This is a genomic window from Pedobacter faecalis (assembly GCF_030182585.1).
Classification (GTDB): Bacteria; Bacteroidota; Bacteroidia; order Sphingobacteriales; family Sphingobacteriaceae; genus Pedobacter; species Pedobacter faecalis.
In genome coordinates this window covers 37,721-62,285 of record NZ_JARXOW010000001.1, presented here as the reverse complement: position 1 = coordinate 62,285, position 24,565 = coordinate 37,721, and the positions used below count along the sequence as shown (strand labels likewise).

The window sequence follows — 24,565 nt, the reverse complement described above, 5'->3', positions numbered from 1 at the left end:
GCTATGAGACCGCCCCTCCACTGGAATGGGCGGTCTTTTCTTTTCCGCCGGTGAAGTATTGGATGAAGATCGAAAAGCCGACCACCATGGCGCAACTGATCACATTGAGCCAAAGATAAGCGACGGCCTCCTGCCAGCCCAGGACTATGGTAATGACTTCGGAGAGCAGTGCCGCGGCAAAAACAGCACGTCCCTGTACATGTTTTACGTAAAAGGCAACGAGAAAAATCCCCAGTATTGTGCCATATATGTAGGAGCCCAGAATATTAACCGCCTCCAGGAGGTTACCGATTTTCCCGGCATAAAGCGCCATAACGATACAAACAACACCCCAAAACAACGTAGCCAGTCGCGAGGCTTGCAAATATTCATCGTCTGATGCATCCTTCCTTACAAGGCGTTTATAGATGTCGATGACGCTGGTCGACGCCAGGGAATTGAGTGCGCTGGCGGTTGAACCCATCGATGCCAGAAAGATAATGGCTATAAGCAGTCCCACAAGTCCACGCGGAAGATACTGAGTCACGAAACTGAGGAATACATAGTTCACATCATCTGTATTGGCGTCCTTATTGTTCGCCTTCATTAATAGAGTGACCTTCTCACGTAAATCTTTTTGCTTTTGATCGGCTTGCTGAAGCAGCAGGCGCTGCTCATTCACCGCAGCTTCGTTGTTCTGATCCAAAGCATTGTTCATTTGCTGAACCACCACCTGCTTTTGCTGAAAGGCCTCATCATATTCGGCACTGAGCTTTCTAAGCTGCGGAGCGTAAGCGCTCTTCTCTAAGCGATTCAACTCAAAACTGTTGAAGAATATAGGCGGGCGGTTATACTGATAGAAGGTGAAGACCAGCACACCGATGAGCAGGATCAGGAACTGCATAGGTATTTTTACCAAACCATTCATAAGTAAACCCATGCGGCTTTGGCTTACGGAGGCGCCCGACAAATATCGACCAACCTGGCTCTGATCGGTGCCAAAATAAGAAAGTTGTAAAAAGAATCCACCGATAATACCGGTCCATACCGTGTACCGGTTATTGAGGTCGAAGGTAAAATCGATCGCTTCAGTACGGCCCATTTTGCCCGCAATATCCAGCGCTTTTACAAAGCCTACCTCGGCCGGCAGTAAGTGAACCACCATGGCCCCAGCAGCAAAGAGTCCGCAAAAGATAATGCTCATCTGGAGCATTTGCGTGTAAGACACAGCCCGGGTGCCTCCGTATACGGTGTAAAATACAACCAGGCTACCCATAAACAGGGTAGTGTATGTGGTATTGATGTTGAGTATGGTCGATAAAATAATAGACGGCGCGTATATGGTGATGCCGGTAGACAAGCCCCTTTGTACGAGAAAAAGAAAAGCGGTAAGCGCACGGGTGTTCAGGTCGAACCGCTGCTCCAGGTACTCGTAGGCGGTATAGACTTTCAGGCGATGAAAAATAGGTACAAAGGTTACGCAAAGCACAATCATCGCCAGCGGCAAACCAAAATAGAACTGTACAAAACCCATACCCGAGGAGTACGCCAGGCCAGGCGCTGAGAGAAAGGTAATAGCACTCGCCTGCGTAGCCATAACCGAAAGGCAAACATGGTACCAGGGCAGCGACTGGTTACCGAGAAGATAACCTTGTATATTTTGGGTATCGCGACTCTTATAGACCCCATAGACGACTATGAAAACCAGCGTTAATACTAATACCGCCCAGTCGATACTACTCATAGCGATCTAATCTTAGCAAGATCATTCAAAATACCGCGTAAATGCATAAAACAACACTATGAGCAGAACAAGCCAGCCAACCAACAGGATATAAAACCGCTTTTCGTTCTGCATGTCCTCTAGTTTCTCCTGGATATAAGATTAACAAACAGCCGATAGGCTCCGGGAACGCCCGCGGGTAGCTGACGGAAAAAGGAAATACCGGTGTAGATGTAACGCCCTTTCCCATAATCGGCTACGATAAGCGAACCGGTCCGGGCGGGCTCTCCTGCATCGTGCATGCTAAACAGCGGCGTATATCTCTGGTCAGTGTCGGTCACGAAATATAGTCCCCGCTCCTGCACCCAGCCGTTGAAATCGTCTTTTGTAATTTTATTGGGAACGTTAAGCACCGGATGCTGAGGCGCCAGGAAAGTAACCGCTGCATCTTCCTCGGTTACCCGGTCTCTCGACAACCGGAAAGGGTAAGGTCCCATATTGTCTATACGCAGCGGTGCATTCACGTTGTATTGTACCAACAGTGTGCCACCGTTCTCTACGTAATTCATGAGTTTAGGCTGCATCACCCTGGCCTGATCGCTTACATTATATAAACGCACCCCGGTTACAATAGCGTCAAACTTTGATAGATCCTGTGTGATCACCTGGTTTGCGTTAAGTAGTTCTACCTGGTAGCCAATCTGACGAAGTGATTCGGGAATCAGATCACCAGCTCCGGCGATATAGCCGATGCGTTTACCGCCGACAACCAGGCTAACACGGTTAACATTTGCTGCCGCCAGAGGAAACAGCGTTTGGGCTGGTATATGGTCGTAGTTGATCTCATGCAGTCCCTTGTCGTATGTTTTTCCATCGACAACAACTTTTAACGAAAGTGTACCCGAGGAGACGCTGCCAGCCGGTGTAACTGTAAATTCCACATTACGCTCCTCTCCTTTCCGACCTAAAGTAAACTGCAACTGTTCCGGACTTACTTTCCAGCCCGTTGGTACCACCGGCCGGATCATGCCTGACACGTTTTCTTTAAAGCCGCGCAGTGTGGCGACCACCTTCTTCTCTGCGTTACCGTTAAAAATAAAAGCCTTTTCAGAAAGCGTGGCTGTAACTGGAGGTGCAATGACCAGCGGCTGATAGATTTCGCCTTTCACCTGATCCGTATATTTATACACCACTGGCAAAGATTTCTCTATAACCTGGTTGCCCACCTTTATCGTAAATAAAGCTGCAACTGCCGGCTTGTTCTCCGCCATACCTATCTTATGGAGATCATCTACGTTGAATGTCCCGATGCCATGCTTCTGCTCGAGCCAGTACGGCTGCGTAATGGCAATATCCTTCGGCGCTATGCTTCGATCCTGCGAGGCCAGGACGTTCGGTTTCAGGTTAAACGATGCTCCCGACAAGACCTCTGTGACCTCTACCGGCAGTGAAAACCCCGATCCGGGGCGAACAATCGCCTGTACGCGCACATCGATTTCTTCGCCCAGGGCATAGGTCTGATTCAACGCGGCGCTCTCCAGCCAGATGCCTGCACAGGAAAGGATTAGATCATCTAAAGCCTGATGCTTGAACGGCAGATCGTTCACCATCACTTTTAGCTCAAGAAGTTTAGGGACCGACTTTGAAGGGTCGGCCACATCGTAATTCCTGGCTATCTCAGCTAACAGTTTCTGGACAGCTGCGCCCTTCGACAACCTGCCTAATGTAAGGTCTATATCGCTAAAAAGATCTCCCTTGGCTTCCGCGCCAGCTATATGGGAAAAATATTCGTAACCGCTGCCTCGCTGCATGGCCGAACCGAATCCCTGGCTCCGGTGGCTCGACCGGCTCTCTGCAGCCAATTCGCCATAACTCTTGCCAAACAGCGGGTTGTACAATCCTACATCAATCTTCAGCTGATCTTCCGACGTGGTATTATTGCCACCGAAATTAAAAGTGTTCCACACGATTCTTTTCGCCTGCCAGGGCTTCACAAAAGCAAGTTGCTCCGGAAACTGTTTAGGATCTCCCGCTGCAGTAAAGGCCTCACGGGCCAGTATTGCTGATCCTGAGTGATGTCCGTGTCCGGCCCGGGAATCTTCCGGAAAGCGGGTGATGATCACATCGGGCCGAAAGTTCCGGATCACCCAGACCACATCGCCCAGTATCTTCCCTTTTTCCCATATACGGAAACTTTCCTCCGGGTTTTTAGAAAACCCAAAATCGTTGGCACGTGTAAAAAATTGTTCGGCTCCATCGATACGTCGCGCCGCAAGCAGCTCCTGCGTACGGATCAAGCCCAGCAATTCCGCCTGCTCATTGCCTATCAGGTTCTGACCGCCGTCGCCACGCGTAAGGGAGAGATAGCCTGTTCTCAGCTTCTTTTCCCTTGCCAGGTACGTCAATAGCCGGGTATTTTCGTCATCCGGATGCGCAGCTATATAAAGCACGCTTCCGGTAACCTGCAATGCCTCCAGCCCTTGCCTGATTTCTGCAGCATTGAGCTGCTGCATACGTTGTGCTTGAGTACGTAGGCAAAGAAAAAACAGGGCCACAAAAAGCAGTCGAAACTTCATGGTTACATTCATAGTTGATTCGAAAATAACCAAAAATCTGTAATCGAAAATTTATCGACGAAAAATACAGGTAACAATGCTGCAATAATGAGACACCTCAACAGCAAAGCCATGATTATAGCAGAATTTTGCTGCTTATCTCTTTGTCAATGGTGATATAGCCAGGATATTTCACCAGGGTGCTGCCTACCTTGATGCTGGGTTTAATTTTGAGCGTCAGCATACCTTTCTTCTCCGTACCATTTGTGCGGGTCTTCAGAAATTCACTGATTTCCCCCATCACCTTGTCGTTGGATATAAAAGGATACGCGTTTACGGTCATATCTACCGGTACAACGGTGCTTTGTCCCGGACCTACACTTACCTCCTGGTTTACAAAACCATTAGCAAGTTCCTGACTATTGACCAGTATCTTATACTCAAATTCGTTGATAGCTGCATGATTGGAGGACGGGTTGGTTACTTCCAGATTGAGCCTTGCTTTCAGCGGAATATCCTGCCTCAGAAAGCCGAAAGCAAGTGCCGGCAGGCTGGCAAGATTAATATCCTCACCGCCGATCAGCTTTCTCACATCTGTACCGCCAACAAGCAATTGCTCCACGGCCGTAATACGATATTTACACTTCTCCAGTGCTTTGATCTGCTCGGTTTGTTTGTTTATGCCGCAGCCTGAAACAGCTATAGCTGCCAGAAAAATGATCAGGAGTTTTTTCATAACAGCTATAACGGTTATTTATGATAAATCATATAAACTATCGTCTGCGAGGATTTAAACTGCGGCTGATGAAATGATCGATACTGTATTTTCCAGGACCAGACACAAGCAGGAACAGATAAACTACCAGAAAATGATAGGCCATCTCTTTCTTCGCAAACGGATCAGGTGCATGAACAATAAATGCGGCTACGATCATGGTAATGATGAGCGGTATGGTGGCCAGTCTGCCTGCCAAACCCAGCAATAATAACACGGAACAAAAGAATTCGGCAAAAACAGCGAGATATAAAGATGCAGCCTGACCAACGCCGATCGGATCACCGAACTGGATTTCACCACCGGCGGTAAGCATCTGAAGTTTCATATAGCCGTGTGTAATCATAAACACGGAGAAGGTGACCCGCAATACCAGCAGCATGAAATGCATGCTCTCGTTGTTAAAGTTTGTATTAAACAATCGTCTCATATCTTGTTTTGTTAGTTGCTTATTCAGGCGGAAGTAAATATAGATAAATTCAGGATTACCCCGCAAGCAGGGACGCTATAAATCCGGAAATCGCATCCTTCAGGATCATGCGCTTTTCAGGACCTGGCTTCCCGGTCTTCTCGATCATTTGAATGGAAACCAGCCCATGCAGTATAGAAAAATAGGTATGGTATTTTAAGAAACACTCGGCGCTTTTAGTTTTGCTCTGGGATATCGCGCTTTGAATGGGCTCGATCATCACCTGCGTCATATTCTTCAGTTCGGTAATCTGATTCACCTGCTCACACGCCGGAATCCCCAGACCAAACATGAGCTGATAATACTCTTTGTTGTCAAAAGCAAAGTCCCAGTAGGCATAAGCCATTGCTTCCAACTGGCGGGCAGGATCAGTATGTTGCTCTTTGATCGCCTGCAACGTGTCGGCCAGCTTCTGAAACCCCTCTTTAGCAAATTCAAGTAAAATAGCCTCCTTGTTTTCAAAATGGCTGTAAATTACCGGAACGCTGTACTCAATAGCGTCCGCAATTTTCCTGATGGACAGCGATTGCCAGCCTTCAGTAATCACTTGCTGCCATGCAGCTTCCAGTATACTTGCTTTGAACTCTTCTTTTTGTCTTGCCTTGCGTTCAGCTATGCCCATGGGAATAATAACAGTGTTAACAAATTTAACTGCTTTCCGTCAACATCAAAATTTCACCATGTTTTCTGACCAAACTCAAACAAATCGGGGGGCCTGATAAAACGTAAACCCTACAATCAACCCTTAAAGTTCCTAAGTGCTTTCAGCAGATCATTCTTTACCGAAAAGACATCCTCCCACAAATCTCCTTTTTTCCTGAGCCGATCGGCCATATTAAAAATGGTATAATCCTTCAAATTGAGACCGGGCGCAACCTCCTTCCAGTCGAGCGGCGCAGACACTGTGGCACCGGCTTTTGGCCGAGCAGAGTAAGGTGCCGCAATGGTTTGTCCGCGTCGGTTCTGCAGGAAGTCGAGGTAGATCTTATTTTTTCTTTTCGCCGGACTGCGTTCCAGGCTTGTGGTGTCGGGATGCATATCGAGAAGTTGTTCTCCGAGATAACGAACAAAATCTTTAGTGATCTGATAATCGTACTTAGCGCCAACCGGAATAAAAATATGCAGTCCCTTAGACCCCGACGTTTTGATGAAAGACCTCAATTTCATGCGATCCATCAATTCCTTTGCGGAAAGCGCCACGCTGATCGCTTCTTCAAAATCAATGTCGTGCGGATCAAGATCGAGCACCGCAAATAAAGGATTATCGGGCTTTTTGTACCGACTCAGCCAGGGGTTTATCTCGATGCAGCCCAGGTTGGCCATCCAGAGCAATGTAGCCTCGTCGTTGCAGATCAGGTAATCAATATCTTTATCATTACTCTCAGAATATAAGGGAGCAGATTTTATCCATTTCGGCACCTTATCCAGATCGAGGTCTTTTTGAAAAAAACCAGGTTCCTTAATACCATTGGGGTGGCGGTTCAACGAAAGCGGACGGTCTTTTAAATGGGGCAGGATGTAATCTTTGATCTGCTCGTAATACCCAAGCAGCTCACCTTTTGTGATCCCCTCATCTGGCCAGTAAACCTTGTTCAGGTTGGTCAGCTTAACGGTCTTACGGCCAAACTTTGCGGTAATTTCATTTTCCTGTTCCAGTTCATGAGGTTCCGGATCAGGGATTACGCGCTGTTTTGACTTGCTATTTTTGCCGTCCTCATTTTTAAAATCGACCCCCTTCTTTTTAATCGAAGCGGAAACAAGATCCTCGGTATTGAAAGGCTTTTTCACGGCAAACTCATCGTTATGCTTCAGCAACAACCAGGCATTGTCTTCGGAACTCTTGATGTGGACCAGCGCAAACTCCCCCTTTAAGATTTTTCCATTCAGCCTAAATTTCAGGTTACCGGAGTGCAAACCCTTAAGCAGGTCTTTTTCATTCCCTCCATCCAGGGCTTCGTAGGTACCATCATCAAAAATATGCACCACACCAGCCCCATAGTTGCCTTTTGGTATGGTGCCCTCAAATGTACGGTAGTCGTACGGATGGTCCTCCACCATCATGGCAAGTCGCTTGTCGGACGGATTGAGTGAAGGACCTTTAGGGACGGCCCAGCTTTTCAGCACACCTTCCATCTCCAGCCTGAAGTCGTAATGCAAACGTGAAGCGTGGTGACGCTGCACCACAAACTTCAGTTTACTATTTTTTGCCGAAGCTTTTGTGTGATGGGCTCCCGGCTCCCGGGTCTTGCTGAAATCGCGCTTTTTGATATATTTTTGAAGAGTCATACCAATGCTTTTCCATACAACACTTACCGTAAAGCGAAGGTTTGCCCTATTTTAGTCTCACATCGGCTAATACCGGAAAGTGGTCTGATACAAATTTGCCGTAGTAGGTATCTGTGAGAACACCCCAACGCTGAGCCTGAAAGTGCCTGGTGACGAAGATATGGTCGATGACATCGTAGCCGCTCATACTTCTACCCCAGCCGTTAAACGACGCATTATTCAAGTACGGCTTCTTAACTTGAGCATAGGTATCGGTAAGCATACCCGAATTTGCTAACCTAAGGTACCACTCACTCTTGTGGCTGCCGTTCAGATCGCCCGTGAATATGGCTGGCTGACCTTTGGCAATGTCTGAGATCTTTTTCAAAATCAGCTTGCTGCTCTCCATACGAGCTACCTTACCTTCATGGTCATAGTGCACGTTAAAAAAGAAGAAGCGTTTGCCTGTTTTGATGTCCTGCAACTGAACCCAGCTGCAAATCCTGTTACAGCAGGTGGCATCCCAGCCCTTACCCGGTTTATCTGGCGTTTCCGACAACCAGAAATCGCCTTTGTTCAGCAACTTGAACTTATCCTTACGGTAAAAAATGCTCGAATGCTCGCCGCCATCTTTGCCATCATCCCGGCCTGCTCCGTAATGTGCATATTCGGGAAGGGCATTGCTCAAGTCGTCTACCTGGTTTTTCAGCGCCTCTTGCAGTCCGACTACGTCAAACTGATGAAATTCAATCAGATTCGCGGCAACGGCTGAGCGCTGTGACCAGCGGTTGCCTACATCACCAGCATTGTCGTTTCGAATATTAAAAGAGCCCACGGTATACTGCTGGGCAAAAACGCTGACACTGGCGCATACCAGCAGCAGGGCTGCGATAAAAGAATTTGGTTTCATGTGGTTATATTTTGGCTCAATATACGAGTTACAGGTTAAACTGCGTCAATCCAGTTTCCGTCCTCTTTAATCAAGCCGATGAGATCGTCGAGCGCATTTGCGGTATTAACGTTCTTTTTAACCACTTCTTTACCGCGATACAGTGTAATCTTGTCGGGACCTGTACCCACATAGCCATAATCAGCATCTGCCATTTCGCCCGGACCGTTCACAATACAACCCATAATCCCGATCTTAATACCTTTTAAATGGTCAGTTCGCGACCGGATCAGTTGCGTAGTTTCCTGCAAATCAAACAAGGTACGGCCGCAACTCGGACACGATATATATTCGGTCTTTGAAATACGCGTCCGGGTAGCCTGCAGAATACCAAAGCTTACCGCATTAAGTAAGCTTAGATCGGCTGCGGCATCTATCCACACCCCATCGCCAAAACCATCGTTCAGCAAAGCACCCATGTCGGTGGCCGCATAGAGCATCAGATCATCGGAAGAAATATCGCCATAAGTGCGTTTAATGATAACCGGCAGTCGCACGCCCGACCTTAACAGGTCAGCGAAGAAGCTCCGCTGCGCCTGCACACCGTTTTCAGCACTTGTCGTTAAAACAAGCAAAACATTACTTTCAAGGTTATTGAAATCAATCTCTTCACCTGCTTCTATACTTACCAGATTCAGTACAGGATCTTTATGTGTGGCCGACAAGTAATCCTGATAGCTGAACAGCGGATGGCAATTATATTTGTTTTTAAGTGATGCCCAGGTCGCATAATTGTAAATCTGCACCAAGTTGCCCGGGAATGAGAATGAGGGAAGCGCATCACCGAGGTAAACCATATCACAGGCCTGATCGGTCATATTGTATTTGTCGAGCCCGACACTGTACTTATATCCCGCCGCATTAAGAAAGAATGGATCTTTCAGATTCTGGGCCGACACGTCTAACAACACCAGAGGATGATGACTGCCGCCAATATGTTGGATAGGCAGCGTTGCCCGGCGACTGTATTCAAAGGGATTGTAAGCAAGATCGCCCATGTAAAGCCGCTCTCTCGATTGCGGCAGCTGTCCCGCGGCGCGACGTTCATAACGCATGGCCAGGGCCCTGGCAACCGGCGCCTCGAATTCAGGATCCTCTGTCAGTGAAACCCGGATGGTATCCCCGAGCCCGTCCTCCAATAAGGTACCAATGCCTACGGCCGACTTGATTCGCCCGTCCTCCCCATCGCCTGCTTCTGTAACCCCAAGGTGAAGCGGGTAGTTCATGCCTTCCTTGATCATCGTCTCCACAAGCAAGCGGTACGCCTGAATCATTACCTGCGTATTGCTGGCCTTCATGGAAATAACCAGGTTGTAATAGTTCAGATCTTCGCACATACGGATAAACTCCATGGCTGACTCAACCATTCCACGCGGCGTGTCACCATACTGACTCATGATCCGGTCGGAAAGCGAACCATGATTGGTGCCGATCCGCATCGCCGTTCCATATTCCTTACAGATCTTCACCAGCGGTTTAAACTTGGTATAGATCCGCTCCAGTTCGGCACGGTAGGCATCCTGCGTGTAAACAATGTTTTCAAAGCGCTTCTTATCTGCGTAGTTCCCCGGGTTCACCCGTACCTTTTCGACGATACGTGCAGCAGCTTCCGCAGCATTTGGCGTAAAATGAATATCTGCTACCAAAGGTACCGTATAGCCACGCATACGCAGCTCCTTTTTAATGTTTGCCAGGTTTTCCGCTTCCTTTACGCTCGGCGCTGTAATACGCACATATTCGCAGCCCGAATTCACCATACGCATCGTTTGCTCCACGGTCGCCATCGTATCCATGCTGTCTGTAGTGGTCATAGACTGTATCCGTATTGGATGATGGGCACCCATCGGAACGTCACCGATGTGCACCTCACGGGTTAGAAATCTAGAAAACGGAGCTGGTACTTTTTCCATGGAATGCAAAATGAACAGCAAAGATAAGTATAATGTTTAAATGAGGCGTTCCTTTGTAACTAGCGTATGGGCAATAAGATCATGAAAACACTGTTGCTTCTTATTGAGGAAACTATAAAGGTAACCGATGTAAAACGGAGCAACAGAGCAAACTTTGGCTAGATTCCTACCAAAGGAATTGGCCATGCTGATGCGGTGACCAGCCTCATCGGTCACCGTGATGCGCAACAAGCGTTTGCCGATTGTAGCCTGCTTTTCAGAGGCTTCAGCGATGCTGCTGTAGAGGAATTTTGCAAGGGGAATCAGTGGCACCCCGCTAAGCAACAGAGATATCCGCTGAAACTGTCCGTCTATAAAAATAAACCCGGTCAAGGCCAGAACAACATAACAAAGCGATACGAAAAAATAGTCGACCACCATAGCCAGCAACCGCTGATCGAAAGAAGCAAAATACTGAGGGGCGGTCTGTTGGTATGTAAAACCGAAAAGCTCACGCAATTCATGTACTTCGTGAGCTTCTTTGTAATCCGGCATTTGAGGGGTTCGCACAAAAGTTTCTGCCCTAAGCGGCATATTTCTAAGCTGATCCAGCGTATAAGGGCCTTCGGGCCTGCCGTTTACAACAATGGTATATTGTTCCCCGCTAGACATACTCCCATAGATTAATATCTGCGAACCTCGAAACTGCTGAGCCCGCCATCCAAATTGATAAAGATTTTTGTCGCAGCCGCATCAAAGTTCGACGTTTGATATGTTCCGTCTGCAATCTTCACAAAACCGGTAAAGTCTTTGGCCGACAAACCCGTTTTCGCTTTGATGCGACAGCCGGAGGCTTGCGGTATTTGAATCTTGACATCGGCCACTCCGGTTTTTACATTAAGATCGGCTATTGGTAGCTGACTTCCAAGCTTAATATCTAAGGCTGCAGCACCTCCGTCGATATTAAATGTCCGGACTTTATAGTCAGATAAATCAAATTTAACCTCGCCGGCGCCCATGTTCACATTAAGTTCCCAAACCGGGCCTGTATTAAGGCGGAAATCGACGTCTTCACCTCCACTACCTATATTCCATTTCGACTTACCGTTTTTCTCGAAGCTAATCGTGGTGGTGCTGTCGGTTTGTAATGTTTCCATACTAAACCGCCCTGATCTCTTGGAAACATGCACCGCGATCAGACTGTCTGTAGCCCCTTTCAATTCAAAGGAGGCACCGCCTCCGCGAATATTCAACACCGTGTTACGGGCAGATTCCGATTCATAAGGGTGCGAAAAATTCATTTCCTCTAACACCTCCGTTTCTGCCCCTATATCTTCTTTAATACGGTCCCCTATCCAGCGCTCATTATCCGGTGACTGCTGACCTTTGTAAAACAGTAGCGCAAGCATCGCAAACAGAATAGCTATAGAGATAATGCCGCCGGTTTGCGACTTTCCCCGGCCAAATAAAATGTTAACTCCGGCAATGATCAGAAAGATCGGCCAGAAGCGCCAGACATTTCCCCAATGAAAATCTATAATACCGAAATTCTCCAACAGGAGTACACCGCCGATAAACAGCAGCACGATACCCCACATTACTCTATCCAGTTTCATGTTATATATCTTTTTGAGTGAATCTGTCGCCTCCCTCAGTTTGTGCAGAACCATCAGTTGCAGAGCCATCTTGTGCACCGCCGGCTGAAGTTTCATTTGTTTTACTGTTGCGGATATCAGTGTAAATATCCCGCTCCTGCTCGCGCTTCCATTGCTCCCAGGCGTTTTTCTTGTTGGCCTTAAGAATAAAACTAACGCCAATAGCTACGAAAACCAAAGGCCACAACTTACTGATGCTAAACCAAAACGGTATTATATTAAACTCGTTCAGCAGAAAATACACCCCTATAACAAGCAGAAATAATCCGCCAACCATGCGCCCTGTTTCATTATTTTTTTGCAGCGGTTTAAAATCGCCACCCTTCGGGTCAGCCTGAAAGGTCTCATTAGTACCCGGTGACGTAAATGGCTGCTGACTTGACTGATGCGGCTGGGTAAATGCGTTTGGTGAGTTAAAAGTATCTTTTCCCTGATAGAATTCATTAAATCTGGTAAATCTCCTCAGCGGGTCGTTATTTACCGGTACCACAATCCACATAACCAGGTATACCAATATCCCGGTTCCAACCAGAAAAATGGTGGACAGTACAAACAATAGCCTGATTATCGTTACATCCACCTCCATGTACTCAGCTATGCCAGACGATACGCCGGCGATCACCTTTTCATGCTCATTCCTAAATAATCTCCTGTCCATATTTTTTTCCTCCAATGCTAAAATTGTACCGGTCGTATCGTTATCTCATCAACATTTGCGCCACTGCTCATTTTAAGCGCATAAAGGATCGTTTCTGCAATATCCTCCGCCTGTACAAACCGTTCAGATGGGATATCTGTTCCCTCCCATGAAGCGGTAAGTGTTGAGCCCGGTAAAACCGCTGTAACCTTAACGTTGTATTTTGATAACTCATCCCTGAATACATGATTAAGACTAAGCAATGCGCCTTTAGTTACACTGTAACTGCCAGCATTTTCAACGATTTGCTTGCTGGCTACCGAACAGATGTTGAAAATATGGCCTGAAGCCTGCTCGCGCATCCTTTTGCCAAAATATTTACTTGTATAGTAAGCGGCCATTACGTTCAGGCTGACCTGTTTTTCAAGCTGCTCATCCGCTTCGTCGAGCATGGCGCCGACAAGGAACATCCCTGCATTGTTGACCAGCACATCGACCGTGGGCATATGCGCAGAGGCAGCCTGGCAAAAAGCATACAACTCTTCTTTAATGCTGCAATCGGCCTGAAAAGTAAAAATATCCCGGCCGGTATACGCCATTGCTTCGGCAAATTCGGCAAGCTCCTCCCTGTTTCGCGCGCACACCGCAAGATTGTACCCATTCTCCGCCAGTTTTATAGCAATGGCTTTGCCCATCCCTTTGGTGGCACCGGTAATAATAGCATTCATTGTTTAAACAGTTATGTGGCGCAATAATACAAAAAACCCATCCATAGCAAAACTTTGGCCATGAAGAATTGTTTCAGTTTTGCATCATGTTTTATGCGTGGGAACGCATACTTGTTTCAAATTTTATTGTTTCTTTGTACATCGTTGCATATAAAGCTAAATTTCACTGAATGAATTTTACCAATTTTGGCAAGTACCTGCTTCTGTTAAAAGCGGTATTCAGACGACCCGAAAAATTTAAGATCTACCTGGAAGCCATTTTTAAGCAAATGGACTTTATTGGTGTGGGTTCACTTGGTCTTATTGCCATTATTTCAACGTTTATTGGGGCAGTTATGACCCTCCAGATCGCCTTCCAGCTCGTGAGCGATTTTATTCCTAAGACCATCATCGGTTCGGTAAACCGCGACTCTACGATCCTGGAGCTGAGCCCTACCATCAGCGCTATTGTTCTTGCGGGTAAAATCGGTTCTGCTATTTCTTCTGAGATCGGCACCATGCGTGTGAGTGAGCAGATCGACGCGCTGGAAATCATGGGCATAAATTCGCCGGGCTACCTGATCCTTCCAAAGATCATTGCGGGAATTACTATGGTTCCGCTGTTGGTTATCATCTCTATGTTTTTGAGCATCAGCGGTGGCTATCTCGGCGGCACATTGTCGGGCGCCGTTACTCCGGCAGAGTATATCCAGGGAATCACTACGGATTTCAACCCTTATACCATCACCGTTGCACTCGTAAAGGCGTTTGTCTTTGGTTTTATTATCACGTCCGTGCCAGCCTATGAAGGGTTCTATGTAAAAGGCGGGGCACTTGAAGTTGCTCAGGCCAGTACAAGGGCTGTGGTGGTCAGTTGTATCACCATTCTGGCGTGTGACTACATTGTAACCCAGCTGTTATTATGATCGAGATTAAAGACATCAACAAATCGTTTGGCGAGAACGAGGTGCTTAAAGGCATCTCGGGCAAGTTCGAGGCTGGGGTTACCAATCTCATTATCGGCGGATCGGGATCGGGCAAGACCACCCTGCTCAAATGCATGATTGGACTGCACATTCCGGAACAGGGCATTGTGGAATATGACGGACGCGACTTTACCAAAATGAACTTTGAGGAAAAGATCGAGATTCGAAAAGAGATAGGCATGCTTTTTCAAGGCTCTGCCCTATTCGACTCTATGACCGTGGAGGAAAACATCATGTTCCCGCTGAATATGTTTACCGACCAGTCGCGCAAAGAAAAACTGGAGCGGGTTAATTTCTGCCTGGAGCGCGTAAACCTGGAAGGCAAGAACAAACTTTTCCCCGCGGAGCTGTCGGGCGGCATGAAAAAACGGGTAGGCATTGCAAGGGCAATAGCCATGAACCCTAAGTACTTGTTCGTAGATGAACCTAACTCCGGACTGGATCCGAAAACTTCCATTGTGATCGATGAGCTGATCAAGGAGCTGACCGAAGAATATAATACTACCACGATCGTGGTAACACACGATATGAACTCTGTAATGGGTATTGGCGACTATATCCTGTTCCTGCATGAAGGCAAGAAGTTCTGGGAAGGCTCGAATAAGGAGATTGCCCATACAGATGTTCAGGAGCTAAATGACTTTGTCTTTGCAAGCCGCTTCATGAAAGCTGCCAAGGGAAAGTTTTAATAAAATACCAAACCAACCAATACCATGATTAGCCTGCTAACCCCCACGCACTGGAAAGATTACGAACTGATTGATTGTGGCGATTTTGAAAAACTGGAACGTTTCGGAACGATGGTACTTACCAGACCCGAACCTCAGGCGGTCTGGAAAAAGACGCTTTCAGAACAAGAATGGAAAAAGCGTACGCATATCCGTTTCAAAGGTCGCACCGCGACTACGGGCGAGTGGATCAGAAATAACCCTAAACTGCCCGACCGCTGGAATGTTGAATATAAAAACAACGATATAACTATCAATCTGAGGCTCGGACTTACCTCGTTTAAACACGTAGGTGTATTTCCTGAGCAGGCGGTAAACTGGGATTATATTTCTTCCTGTGTGAAGAAGTTTAAAGCGCAGAGCCCGAAGGTGCTTAACCTTTTTGCGTATACCGGAGCGGCATCGCTTGTGGCCAAAGCCGCTGGTGCAGATACCACGCATGTCGACTCCATTAAGCAGGTGGTGAACTGGGCAAACGAAAACCAGGAACTATCGAAACTAAAGGATGTGCGCTGGGTAGTTGAGGACGCACTTAAATTCGTAAAACGCGAGTTGAAACGCGGAAAGAAATACAACGGAATAATTCTTGATCCGCCTGCTTTCGGTCACGGACCGAATGGCGAAAAATGGAAGCTGGAAGATCATATTCAAGAGATGATGCAGGATGTAGTACAGCTTCTGGACGACAAGGAACACTTCCTTATTCTGAACACCTATTCGCTGGGCTTTTCGTCGGTCATCGTTGAAAATCTGATCAAAACATCCTTTCCGCAGGTACAGAACCTGGAAACCGGTGAACTGTATTTGCAGGCGACCGCCGGCACAAAGCTGCCCCTCGGCGTTTTCGGTAAATTCAACAAGTTTGTTTAGCATCATAAAGTGTATTATACTTGCATAGTTAAACGAGTTTAACCCCTATACATCTTACCTTAAATAATATTACAAATGAAATTATCTCAGCTTGCAGGAGCCTTTTTAATCGGCGTTGTTACGGTGGCTACCACAACCAGCTGCACCTCGGAAGGAAAACAAAGCGGTGTTAAAGCCAAAACAACCGCCACCAAGGATTCAACAGAAAACCCTGAAGCAGAGGAAGACGCCAATGTAAGAACACCGGTTGATACAGCTAAATACAATCAGCTGATGAAAAAACTTGCCAATGGCGACACTACCGGCAAGTGGCCGGTGAAACAGCATCCCTATCCGCTTGACGGGGCTATATTGCCATTTAAACGTATCGTGGTTTATTACGGCAACCTTTTCTCGAAAAAAATGGGCGCATTAGGAGAGTATGCACCTAAAGAAATGCTCTCGAGACTTGACGCAGAGGTGAAGCGTTGGGAGAAAGCTGACCCATCTACCCCTGTTCAACCAGGTCTGCACTACATTGCCGTGGTTGCCGCAGGTGAGCCCGGAAAGTCTGGAAAGTATCGCACACGTATGCCTTTTAAACAGATAGATTCTGTAATGGCCATCTCCAGAATGCGTAAAAACATGATCGTGTTCCTTGATATTCAGGTTGGTTTGGGCAGCATCCGCGATGAACTGCCGCAACTGGAAGAATATTTGAAGCTACCTAATGTACACCTTGGAATCGACCCTGAGTTTTCCATGAAAGACGGATCACTTCCCGGCAGGAAAATAGGCACCTACGATGCAGCAGACATTAACTATTGCTCAGACTACCTGGCCGGACTGGTAAAGAAGCATAACCTTCCGCCAAAGGTTTTCGTTATTCACCGGTTTACCCGAAAAATGGTCACCAATTCCCAGAACATCAAGCTTCGTCCGGAAGTACAGGTGGTGATGCATATGGATGGCTGGGGCGAACCGGAACTAAAAAGAGGAACTTACCGTCACTTTATATACTCTGAGCCCGTTCAATTTACTGGATTTAAACTATTCTATAAGAATGATTTAAAGAAAGCTCCTAACAGGTTAATGACCCCCGAGGAGCTTCTAAAACTGAAACCGGCGCCTATCTACATTCAATACCAGTAAGCGTTTGTAAAGTGGGCCTAAGCCCACCTTACAAACGCTAAGGCGTACATCTTAGGGAACTATTAGCGGCCCGAGATAGAGCGTAGTGCTAACGGCCTCCCCGTCGGCACGGACAAAAAACAGGTACCCATGAACCGTATCACCGGAAGATTTATTGGGTATCGACAGTGTGACAGATCGCTCGCCCCGTGCTGCAACGCTTTGGTACAGCACAAATTTTTCTTTTTGTGGATTGTAAAGAACAAAGGTAGCCCGATCGTCTACAGATGAATAGATCGAATCTGGTGCATTTTCCCATTTAAAATTCAGCAGACAACTTCCTGCCGGTGTTACTTCGGTAACAAAGGAAGTGATCAGTGGTCCTTCACTGAAAATCGCCTTGCTAAAATTGATCACAAAGTCGGGCGCAGTTCCGGTTACTGCCTCTGTTAAATAGTAGGACATCGCCGCGTTGTGCGGCGTCATACCTATCTTGATGTGGTGATAGCCAACATTAATAATTTCTAATAGAGGTTTTAGCCAGGCGACAGCCACTGCGAATTTTTCCTGTTGTGCCAGTTGAGCCTCACTAGACTCCTTGGTCTTGACTGGGAGGCTCCGCATATAGTCTACTCCTCGCCAGCTGGCGCCTACTACACTCCCGACTTTCCCGCTCACGGGACCATTAATTCCATTACTATATCTTGCCATATTTAATTTGTTATGGCACAAAGGTAGCGTGCAGACTCATGGCTAACTACGCCATTTGTCACAGTTAGGCGGGTTTATTCAGGGCGCTTGGTCTTCGGATATTCGGGGCATGTTGGGCCTTTCCTCGTACTTTCTTCGGGAAAAGGGGTACTTTTCCCGAAGAAAGTACCTGTTTAGCCCGAATAAGCTACGAAGACCCCAGCATCCTGGAGCGCGTATTAAAACAGGAAGTTTACTGTGCTCTTAGGATTATCCAGTTTGGTACTTTGTCGCTTGCCTTTGATAATAGCATGGATCATATTGATCTGAGCGCTGTGTTGCTCGAATAGAATATCGTTCTGGATATGAAGCTGCCTGATCGGCGGTACTTTCGCAGACTCGAAATAACACCAGGCTGCTTCTTCTTCAATTTCATAGCCTACAAAACTGAGTGCAACATCAGTGTTGTTAACTTTAATTTTAAGGTGGTCTTTAATATAGGCTGAGATTAGCGCATTTACCTGTTTCTTATCAGCAGGTTTTAAAATGCTCACTTTGGTCTTGTATTTTTTGTTTACCGCAGCTTCAAGATCGTCAAAAAATATCCGTGCACTCACTTGCACAGCCATTGTCTTTTCATCCTGCGTTATTTCGGTTACACTGACATAAAAAGGGTGAAAAATCTTAAAAAAGATAAGCAGAATGGATAGTATCATGGTCTCTTGGCAACAAACTTAGCGTATTAGTTGCAATTATTTACAGAAATTGCGACTTTCAGCGGGTAATGGGCGACTTTAATCTTTATTTTGAACTTGGCTGGCAGCATATTCTGGACTGGCAGGGTTATGATCATATTCTTTTTGTTTTGGTGCTATGTGGTATTTACACGGCTAAAGACTGGAGGCAGGTGCTCATCCTGGTAACTGCTTTTACCCTGGGTCACAGCATAACGCTTGCTTTGAGTGCACTCCGGTTGCTAAGTGTGAGTACCGCCCTCGTGGAATTTCTAATTCCGGTAACGATCGCCATTACGGCTTTGTCTAATATCGCATCAAAGAAAACGAAACCGAAAGGACTTGGATTGAAATATACCCTGGCTCTGTTGTTCGGATTAATTCACGGATTAGGCTTTTCCAACTACCTGAAAAGCCTCCTGGGCAAGAGCACAAACATCGTACTTGAGCTGTTTGCGTTTAATATTGGTCTTGAATTTGGGCAGATCCTGATTGTGATCGCAGCATTACTCTTGTCTTTTATTCTGATTTCCCTTGTAAAAATCAAGCGATGGGACTGGAATTTCTTCTTATCGTCTGCTATCTTTGGTATATCGTTCATTATGGCCGCCGAACGGCTGCCCGAACTTTTATAACACATACATGAAAAGACCATTACTCTTATTGATCACATGCGCACTGAGTGGTTCCCTGCATGCGCAATTGCATAATAATCCAGGATCAAACCATGGCAATAAGTTTGAACAACTGGGAACAGTGCTCAGTGACCCGAACTCTTACCGCTCGGCATCCGGAGCACCTGGCCCGGCATATTGGCAGCAGCGGGCTGACTATGTGATTAACGCCGAACTGGATGAAAAAAACCTGAGGCTTACGGGATCGGAAACGATTACTTATTACAACAATTCGCCCGACCCGCTGAGGTACCTTTGGGTACAGCTTGATGAAAACCAGCATAAGTCGACCAGCGACAATAAGCTGACCGAGCAGAGCAAAATGACCGACCAGATGACTTATAAGACCTTGTCGGGCATCGTTAACGAGCCTAACGACCTCGGGGTAAACATTCTGAGAGTTACAAACGGGTCTGGTGCTGCTTTGCCTTATGTGATAAATAACACAATGATGCGTATAGACTTGCCGGTTGTGCTTAAAGCGGGCGAGAAGTATGTGCTTAATATTTCATGGAATTACAAGATCTCGAACCGGATGACTGCCGGTGGACGGGGAGGTTATGAATATTTCGCAGAAGACGACAACTACCTGTTTACCATGGCGCAATGGTTTCCGCGCATGGCGGTATATTCCGACTACCAGGGCTGGCAGAACAAGCAGTTTGAGGGACGTGGGGAGTTTGCACTTGTGTTTGGTAATTATAAGGTGAACATGACGGTGCCGGCCGACCATATTGTGGGTGCTACCGGCGAGTGCCAGAACTACAGTCAGGTGCTTAGTGCGGCTTATATGAAAAGATGGAACGCTGCGCAAACGGCTAAGGCTCCTGTTGAAATTGTGAACCTGGGTGAAGTTAAAGCTGGGCTAAACAGAAAATCGTCGGCCAAAAAGACCTGGACCTATACTGCTGAAAATGTGCGTGATTTTGCCTGGGTGTCGTCGAGGCGCCTGGTATGGGATGCTATGGCGACGTATATCGAGGGTAAGAAGATCATGTCTATGTCTTATTACGGTCCGGAAGCTTATCCGCTTTACAACCGTTATTCAACAAAGGTGGTTGACCACACGCTTAAGGTCTATTCAAAGCATACCATTCCCTACCCTTATCCGGTAGCGATTTCTGTAGAAGCGGCCAACGGTATGGAGTACCCGATGATCTGCTTCAATTATGGCAGGGCCGACAAAGACGGCACCTACTCTGAGGCTACTAAACTTGGCATGATCGGTGTGATCATTCATGAGGTGGGCCATAACTTTTTCCCGATGATCGTAAACTCTGACGAGCGGCAATGGAGCTGGATGGACGAGGGCTTGAATACTTTTTGCCAGTTTCTGGCTGAGCAGGAATGGGATAACAATTATCCATCGGGCAGGGGTCCGGCGCATAAGATTGTTGATTACATGAAACTTCCTAAGGATCAACTGGAGCCGATTATGACAAACTCGGAAAACATCATTCAGTTTGGACCCAACGCCTACGCTAAACCGGCTACTGCACTGAATATTTTGAGGGAAACCGTAATGGGACGCGAGCTTTTCGATTATGCCTTTAAAGAATATTCGAGACGCTGGGCTTTTAAACATCCTACTCCGGCCGATTTCTTCCGTACGATGGAGGATGCCTCGGCTGTGGACCTCGACTGGTTCTGGCGGGGATGGTTCTTTACGACCGATCCGGTTGATATTTCCCTCGATAATGTAAGCGCCTACCGGATGAACAGCATGAAAGACGCGGTGGAGAAAGCTGAGGCTAAGAAAGCGTATGAGCGCGACGAAAGGTACATAGGACGGGAACGCAACCGCGCGGCAGGGATAAAGTTTGCCGTTGAACAGGATACAAGTCTGCTCGACTTCTATAACAAGTTTAACCGCTTTGAGGTTAGCAGAACAGCCGATCAGGACTTTCAGTCGTACTACAACAGCTTAACTGCTGAGGAGAAGAAATTGTACGAAAGCAACAAGAACTTTTATGAGCTGGAGTTTAGTAACCCGGGCGGACTGGTGATGCCGATCATTGTTGAGTGGACCTTTAAGGACGGCAGTAAGCAAATGGACCGGATACCGGCGTACATATGGCGTAAAAACGAGAATAAGGTGACGAAGGTGTTTGCGAAAGACAAGGAGGTGGTGTCTGTGCAGGTAGATCCTTACCGGGAGACCGCAGACATCGATGAAAGCAATAATGCCTGGCCCAGACAGGCCAAGCCATCACGATTTGAGCTGTTTAAGCAGAAAGAAGCTGTACGCGGATCCTCTACGGGAAACAACCGCATGCAGGAATCGCGCAGGCAGTAAGATATTGGCGGCAGACTAAAACAACTTAGTCTGCCCCAGATCATCGATATCTATATCCTCAGGATTGGTAATTTCGAGACTAACGTTTTTGGCAGTTGTGTTAGCTGGCGTTCCGCCGCTGCCCGACCATGGTTTTTTAACGGGCTTCTCTTCCTGTCCGGCTTCCTGAGTTGGCTCTTGTTCTTCTGGCTGTTCCCCATCCCCTTCCGTCGGTCCTTCCGGTTCTCCAGGTTTCTCTGCTGAAGGTTCCTCTTCTTCCTGATTACTGATATTCAAGCTTTTCACCTCATGTTGTGTAAGCCGGTTTCCATTCGCCTTTATCCCTTTCACATCAATAAAATCGGCCAGCTTTATTTCCAGCGTTTCTGGTATCTGCGTTTTGCCTTTCAACACATCGACAGTAAGCATCGCCTCAGGATTTGCGGAAAGATAAAGGAATCTTGAGCCTGTCTCTTCACTGATCAGGCTAACCTTTTTACCAACCGCGATGGACTCAAACAGGAAGCGTTTAACGTAATAGTTTTTAGCTTTACCTTCGAAATGCACAACCGCAAACGGCTTTTCCGGATCAAACTTCTGAATAAGGATCAGGTCGGCATCAAAATGGTTGCTCAATTCGAATGTACTTAGTTCGTACCAGCCATCTTTATGCACCTGCAGTATCTTGTCGTCGCCGTCAAATTCACCAAGGTACTTTCCGCGGCCATCCACGTTCAGACGGCGAAGCAGGTCGTCGTACCAAATTTTAAGTCCGGATAACGTAGATACGCCTTTTGATTTCAATAAAATCTTCTTCACAGGGTATTTGGAAACGATGTTACCCTGAGAACCACGCCCTTTAATGGCCAGTTCAGCAAAGTCCAGATCGAACTGAAGCTTCTTAAGTTTGCTGTGCGGTTTAAGCTGCACGTTGACCACCTCAGCTTCGCCGTTCGGATTTGCGGTGAAATACAACACCTTGGAACCCTTTGTTCCCTTAGTAAGATCGTATTCCTTATCGCGCGTAACGCCTACTACCGCAAAACGCTTGATATAAGAAACGCCACTGGCGCCATCTTTATAAATCATATTGTAAATAGTCCGTTCATCACCCTTTTTGAATACCTGGGCATGAAGGATACCTTTACCCACAAAGGTTTTGTCGGCCACCTTGGTAACCATGCACTTTCCATCCTCGCGGAAGACAATGATCTCATCAATATCAGAGCAATCGGCTACGAATTCGTCCTTGCGCAAACCGGTACCAATAAAACCGTCTTCCCGATTCATATAGAGCTTAACATTGGCGAGGGCTACCTTGGCTGCCTCTACGCGGTCAAACAAGCGTATTTCCGTTTTACGCTCCCTGCCCTTTCCATACTTGTCTTTCAATTTCTGGAACCATGCGATGGCATAGTCGGTAAGGTGACGCAGGTGATGTTTAACTTCCTTGATATCCGCATTGAGCGCTTTCATCTGCTCGTCCGCCTTTTTAACGTCGAACCGCGTAATACTGCTCATGGGCTTATCAATCAGCTTTTTGAAGTCCTCAGGCTGGATTTCGCGATACAGATCTGGCTTAAAGGGCTCAAAAAGGCGATGTAACACCTCTACTACCGTATCAAAATTGCCCGAATTCTCATAATCGGCATGCTTATACATTCCCTCCTGGATGAAGATCTTGAGCAGCGAGCTGAAGAAGATTTTCTCCATCAGCTCATGCAGCTTAATCTCCAGTTCGCGCTTTAGCAGCCCTTTGGTATGAGCGGTGTTCTCTGCCAGTATATCGTTCACACTCATGAAGTGTGGCTTGTCGCCTTTGATCACGCAGGTGTTCGGCGATATAGACACTTCGCAAGATGTAAAGGCGTAAAGCGCGTCGATGGTAACATCGGGTGATATCCCCGGTGCCAGATGGATCACAATCTCGACGTGTTGGGCGGTATTGTCTTCGATCTTTTTAATCTTGATCTTGCCCTTGTCGTTGGCCGAGAGTATGCTGTCTATAACTGATCCGGTAGTTGTGCTGTACGGAATTTCCGTGATAACCAGTGTCTTCTTGTCTTTCTCCGTGATCTTAGCCCTTACACGAATCCTCCCGCCCCGCATCCCTTCATTGTAGGCCGAGAAATCGGCCATCCCACCGGTGAAGAAGTCGGGCAGTATATTAGACCTGTTGCCCCGAAGTATTTCCATGGAGGCATCCAGCAACTCCACGAAATTATGGGGCATTACTTTAGTAGCCAAGCCTACAGCAATTCCCTCTGCACCCTGTGCAAGCAGCAACGGGAACTTTACAGGGAGCGTTACCGGTTCGTTGTTTCGGCCGTCGTAGCTGAGCTGCCACTCGGTCGTATCCGGATTAAACACCACATCATTTGCAAATTTGGAAAGCCTTGCCTCAATGTAGCGAGGCGCTGCTGCACTATCGCCGGTGATAGGATCACCCCAGTTGCCCTGACAGTCGATAAGCAGTTCCTTTTGGCCTATTTGCACCATAGCATCGCCTATGGATGCATCGCCATGCGGGTGGTATTTCATCGTATTCCCGATGACATTTGCCGCCTTATTGAAACGGCCGTCGTCCATTTCTTTCAGCGAGTGCATAATGCGGCGCTGAACGGGCTTTAAGCCATCGTTGATGTGGGGCACTGCCCGGTCTAGAATTACATACGACGCATAATCGAGAAACCAGTTTTCATAAAGCCCGTTGATGGGGGTTACATTATGTGCGTTTTCTTCGTTTATGTGGTTTTCTGGTTCTTCTGTCATCAAAAAAGGATTGGATGTGTAAATATAAGCGATGCGAAGAAATTTATGAATAAAGGGCCGTATTTTATATGTAAGCCCTAAACAATTTAACTGGCATGATTGTAGATATAGTGGAGATAAACA

General features: G+C 47.0%; 21 protein-coding genes. 6 read left to right on the top strand and 15 right to left on the bottom strand.

Features of this window, described 5'->3' with window-relative positions; all coding sequences use genetic code 11:
* Position 1 precedes the first annotated feature (1 nt).
* From QEP07_RS00270 to QEP07_RS00215, 12 genes are all read right to left on the bottom strand, one after another.
* The gene (locus tag QEP07_RS00270; RefSeq protein ID WP_285007998.1) at positions 2 to 1,723 is read right to left on the bottom strand and encodes a sodium:solute symporter family protein; all 1,722 of its coding nucleotides are present in this window, start codon (positions 1,721 to 1,723) and stop codon (positions 2 to 4) included.
* A 119-nt stretch (positions 1,724 to 1,842) separates the two neighbouring features.
* Positions 1,843 to 4,215 (bottom strand): PIG-L family deacetylase, encoded by a 2,373-nt coding sequence (locus tag QEP07_RS00265; RefSeq protein WP_285007997.1) that lies wholly within the window; start codon positions 4,213 to 4,215, stop codon positions 1,843 to 1,845.
* A gap of 178 nt (positions 4,216 to 4,393) precedes the next feature.
* On the bottom strand, positions 4,394 to 4,993 hold the full coding sequence (locus QEP07_RS00260) for an LEA/WHy family protein (protein WP_285007996.1): 600 nt from the start codon (positions 4,991 to 4,993) through the stop codon (positions 4,394 to 4,396).
* Positions 4,994 to 5,030: 37 nt separating this feature from the next.
* The gene (locus QEP07_RS00255) at positions 5,031 to 5,462 is read right to left on the bottom strand and encodes a DoxX family protein (RefSeq protein WP_256006976.1); all 432 of its coding nucleotides are present in this window, start codon (positions 5,460 to 5,462) and stop codon (positions 5,031 to 5,033) included.
* 55 nt (positions 5,463 to 5,517) lie between these two features.
* Positions 5,518 to 6,123, bottom strand: a complete 606-nt coding sequence (locus QEP07_RS00250) for a TetR/AcrR family transcriptional regulator (protein ID WP_285007995.1) — start codon at positions 6,121 to 6,123, stop codon at positions 5,518 to 5,520.
* A gap of 116 nt (positions 6,124 to 6,239) precedes the next feature.
* On the bottom strand, positions 6,240 to 7,787 hold the full coding sequence (ligD, locus tag QEP07_RS00245; protein ID WP_285007994.1) for a non-homologous end-joining DNA ligase: 1,548 nt from the start codon (positions 7,785 to 7,787) through the stop codon (positions 6,240 to 6,242).
* A gap of 46 nt (positions 7,788 to 7,833) precedes the next feature.
* Positions 7,834 to 8,676 (bottom strand): endonuclease/exonuclease/phosphatase family protein, encoded by an 843-nt coding sequence (locus tag QEP07_RS00240; protein WP_285007993.1) that lies wholly within the window; start codon positions 8,674 to 8,676, stop codon positions 7,834 to 7,836.
* A 35-nt stretch (positions 8,677 to 8,711) separates the two neighbouring features.
* Positions 8,712 to 10,625, bottom strand: a complete 1,914-nt coding sequence (gene ispG, locus QEP07_RS00235; protein WP_285007992.1) for a (E)-4-hydroxy-3-methylbut-2-enyl-diphosphate synthase — start codon at positions 10,623 to 10,625, stop codon at positions 8,712 to 8,714.
* 36 nt (positions 10,626 to 10,661) lie between these two features.
* Entirely contained in the window at positions 10,662 to 11,276 is a 615-nt protein-coding gene (locus QEP07_RS00230) for an RDD family protein (protein ID WP_285007991.1), read from the bottom strand.
* 11 nt (positions 11,277 to 11,287) lie between these two features.
* Positions 11,288 to 12,316 carry a toast rack family protein gene (locus tag QEP07_RS00225; protein ID WP_285007990.1) on the bottom strand — a complete coding sequence of 343 codons (1,029 nt, stop codon included), beginning with the start codon at positions 12,314 to 12,316 and terminating at the stop codon, positions 11,288 to 11,290.
* Positions 12,222 to 12,917, bottom strand: coding sequence for a PspC domain-containing protein (locus QEP07_RS00220; protein ID WP_285007989.1), 696 nt, complete (start codon positions 12,915 to 12,917; stop codon positions 12,222 to 12,224). Before QEP07_RS00220 ends, QEP07_RS00225 begins: the two co-directional genes overlap by 95 nt.
* 17 nt (positions 12,918 to 12,934) lie before the next feature.
* Positions 12,935 to 13,624, bottom strand: a complete 690-nt coding sequence (locus QEP07_RS00215) for an SDR family oxidoreductase (RefSeq protein WP_285007988.1) — start codon at positions 13,622 to 13,624, stop codon at positions 12,935 to 12,937.
* 170 nt (positions 13,625 to 13,794) lie between these two features.
* Between QEP07_RS00215 and QEP07_RS00210 the strand changes: the two genes are divergently transcribed.
* The 4 genes from QEP07_RS00210 to QEP07_RS00195 all read left to right on the top strand — a co-directional run bounded on the left by QEP07_RS00210 (position 13,795) and on the right by QEP07_RS00195 (position 17,318).
* Positions 13,795 to 14,529, top strand: coding sequence for an MlaE family ABC transporter permease (locus QEP07_RS00210; RefSeq protein WP_256006989.1), 735 nt, complete (start codon positions 13,795 to 13,797; stop codon positions 14,527 to 14,529).
* Positions 14,526 to 15,278 (top strand): ABC transporter ATP-binding protein, encoded by a 753-nt coding sequence (locus QEP07_RS00205; protein ID WP_256006991.1) that lies wholly within the window; start codon positions 14,526 to 14,528, stop codon positions 15,276 to 15,278. Before QEP07_RS00210 ends, QEP07_RS00205 begins: the two co-directional genes overlap by 4 nt.
* A gap of 24 nt (positions 15,279 to 15,302) precedes the next feature.
* On the top strand, positions 15,303 to 16,187 hold the full coding sequence (locus QEP07_RS00200) for a class I SAM-dependent methyltransferase (protein WP_256006993.1): 885 nt from the start codon (positions 15,303 to 15,305) through the stop codon (positions 16,185 to 16,187).
* 75 nt (positions 16,188 to 16,262) lie between these two features.
* Entirely contained in the window at positions 16,263 to 17,318 is a 1,056-nt protein-coding gene (locus QEP07_RS00195) for a hypothetical protein (protein ID WP_285007987.1), read from the top strand.
* 51 nt (positions 17,319 to 17,369) lie between these two features.
* Here QEP07_RS00195 and QEP07_RS00190 read toward each other — a convergent pair whose 3' ends face one another.
* Together QEP07_RS00190 and QEP07_RS00185 are read right to left on the bottom strand one after the other, a co-directional pair.
* Complete coding sequence (locus QEP07_RS00190; RefSeq protein WP_285007986.1) at positions 17,370 to 18,008, bottom strand: DUF6266 family protein; 639 nt, start codon at positions 18,006 to 18,008, stop codon at positions 17,370 to 17,372.
* Between the two features lie 218 nt (positions 18,009 to 18,226).
* Positions 18,227 to 18,703, bottom strand: a complete 477-nt coding sequence (locus tag QEP07_RS00185; protein ID WP_285007985.1) for a DUF6702 family protein — start codon at positions 18,701 to 18,703, stop codon at positions 18,227 to 18,229.
* Positions 18,704 to 18,771: 68 nt separating this feature from the next.
* On the opposite strand from QEP07_RS00185, the gene QEP07_RS00180 reads away from it, so the two are divergent.
* A complete protein-coding gene (locus tag QEP07_RS00180) occupies positions 18,772 to 19,356 on the top strand; it encodes a HupE/UreJ family protein (RefSeq protein ID WP_285007984.1) in 585 nt (194 codons plus the stop codon).
* A 7-nt stretch (positions 19,357 to 19,363) separates the two neighbouring features.
* The gene (locus QEP07_RS00175) at positions 19,364 to 21,691 is read left to right on the top strand and encodes a M1 family metallopeptidase (RefSeq protein WP_285007983.1); all 2,328 of its coding nucleotides are present in this window, start codon (positions 19,364 to 19,366) and stop codon (positions 21,689 to 21,691) included.
* 15 nt (positions 21,692 to 21,706) lie between these two features.
* Here QEP07_RS00175 and QEP07_RS00170 read toward each other — a convergent pair whose 3' ends face one another.
* Positions 21,707 to 24,442 (bottom strand): DNA gyrase/topoisomerase IV subunit A, encoded by a 2,736-nt coding sequence (locus QEP07_RS00170; RefSeq protein WP_285007982.1) that lies wholly within the window; start codon positions 24,440 to 24,442, stop codon positions 21,707 to 21,709.
* Between the last annotated feature and the right edge of the window lie 123 nt (positions 24,443 to 24,565).

Coding starts and splice junctions, on each gene's coding strand:
- QEP07_RS00205 (WP_256006991.1), top strand. CDS start 14,526: ATGATCGAGATTAAAGACATCAACAAATCGTTTGGCGAGAACGAGGTG.
- QEP07_RS00225 (WP_285007990.1), bottom strand. CDS start 12,316: ATGAAACTTCAGCCGGCGGTGCACAAGATGGCTCTGCAACTGATGGTT.
- QEP07_RS00220 (WP_285007989.1), bottom strand. CDS start 12,917: ATGGACAGGAGATTATTTAGGAATGAGCATGAAAAGGTGATCGCCGGC.
- QEP07_RS00195 (WP_285007987.1), top strand. CDS start 16,263: ATGAAATTATCTCAGCTTGCAGGAGCCTTTTTAATCGGCGTTGTTACG.
- QEP07_RS00185 (WP_285007985.1), bottom strand. CDS start 18,703: ATGATACTATCCATTCTGCTTATCTTTTTTAAGATTTTTCACCCTTTT.
- QEP07_RS00200 (WP_256006993.1), top strand. CDS start 15,303: ATGATTAGCCTGCTAACCCCCACGCACTGGAAAGATTACGAACTGATT.
- QEP07_RS00175 (WP_285007983.1), top strand. CDS start 19,364: ATGAAAAGACCATTACTCTTATTGATCACATGCGCACTGAGTGGTTCC.
- QEP07_RS00260 (WP_285007996.1), bottom strand. CDS start 4,993: ATGAAAAAACTCCTGATCATTTTTCTGGCAGCTATAGCTGTTTCAGGC.
- QEP07_RS00230 (WP_285007991.1), bottom strand. CDS start 11,276: ATGTCTAGCGGGGAACAATATACCATTGTTGTAAACGGCAGGCCCGAA.
- QEP07_RS00250 (WP_285007995.1), bottom strand. CDS start 6,123: ATGGGCATAGCTGAACGCAAGGCAAGACAAAAAGAAGAGTTCAAAGCA.
- QEP07_RS00215 (WP_285007988.1), bottom strand. CDS start 13,624: ATGAATGCTATTATTACCGGTGCCACCAAAGGGATGGGCAAAGCCATT.
- QEP07_RS00190 (WP_285007986.1), bottom strand. CDS start 18,008: ATGGCAAGATATAGTAATGGAATTAATGGTCCCGTGAGCGGGAAAGTC.
- QEP07_RS00255 (WP_256006976.1), bottom strand. CDS start 5,462: ATGAGACGATTGTTTAATACAAACTTTAACAACGAGAGCATGCATTTC.
- QEP07_RS00170 (WP_285007982.1), bottom strand. CDS start 24,442: ATGACAGAAGAACCAGAAAACCACATAAACGAAGAAAACGCACATAAT.
- ligD (WP_285007994.1), bottom strand. CDS start 7,787: ATGACTCTTCAAAAATATATCAAAAAGCGCGATTTCAGCAAGACCCGG.
- QEP07_RS00210 (WP_256006989.1), top strand. CDS start 13,795: ATGAATTTTACCAATTTTGGCAAGTACCTGCTTCTGTTAAAAGCGGTA.
- QEP07_RS00270 (WP_285007998.1), bottom strand. CDS start 1,723: ATGAGTAGTATCGACTGGGCGGTATTAGTATTAACGCTGGTTTTCATA.
- QEP07_RS00180 (WP_285007984.1), top strand. CDS start 18,772: ATGGGCGACTTTAATCTTTATTTTGAACTTGGCTGGCAGCATATTCTG.
- QEP07_RS00240 (WP_285007993.1), bottom strand. CDS start 8,676: ATGAAACCAAATTCTTTTATCGCAGCCCTGCTGCTGGTATGCGCCAGT.
- ispG (WP_285007992.1), bottom strand. CDS start 10,625: ATGGAAAAAGTACCAGCTCCGTTTTCTAGATTTCTAACCCGTGAGGTG.
- QEP07_RS00265 (WP_285007997.1), bottom strand. CDS start 4,215: ATGCAGCAGCTCAATGCTGCAGAAATCAGGCAAGGGCTGGAGGCATTG.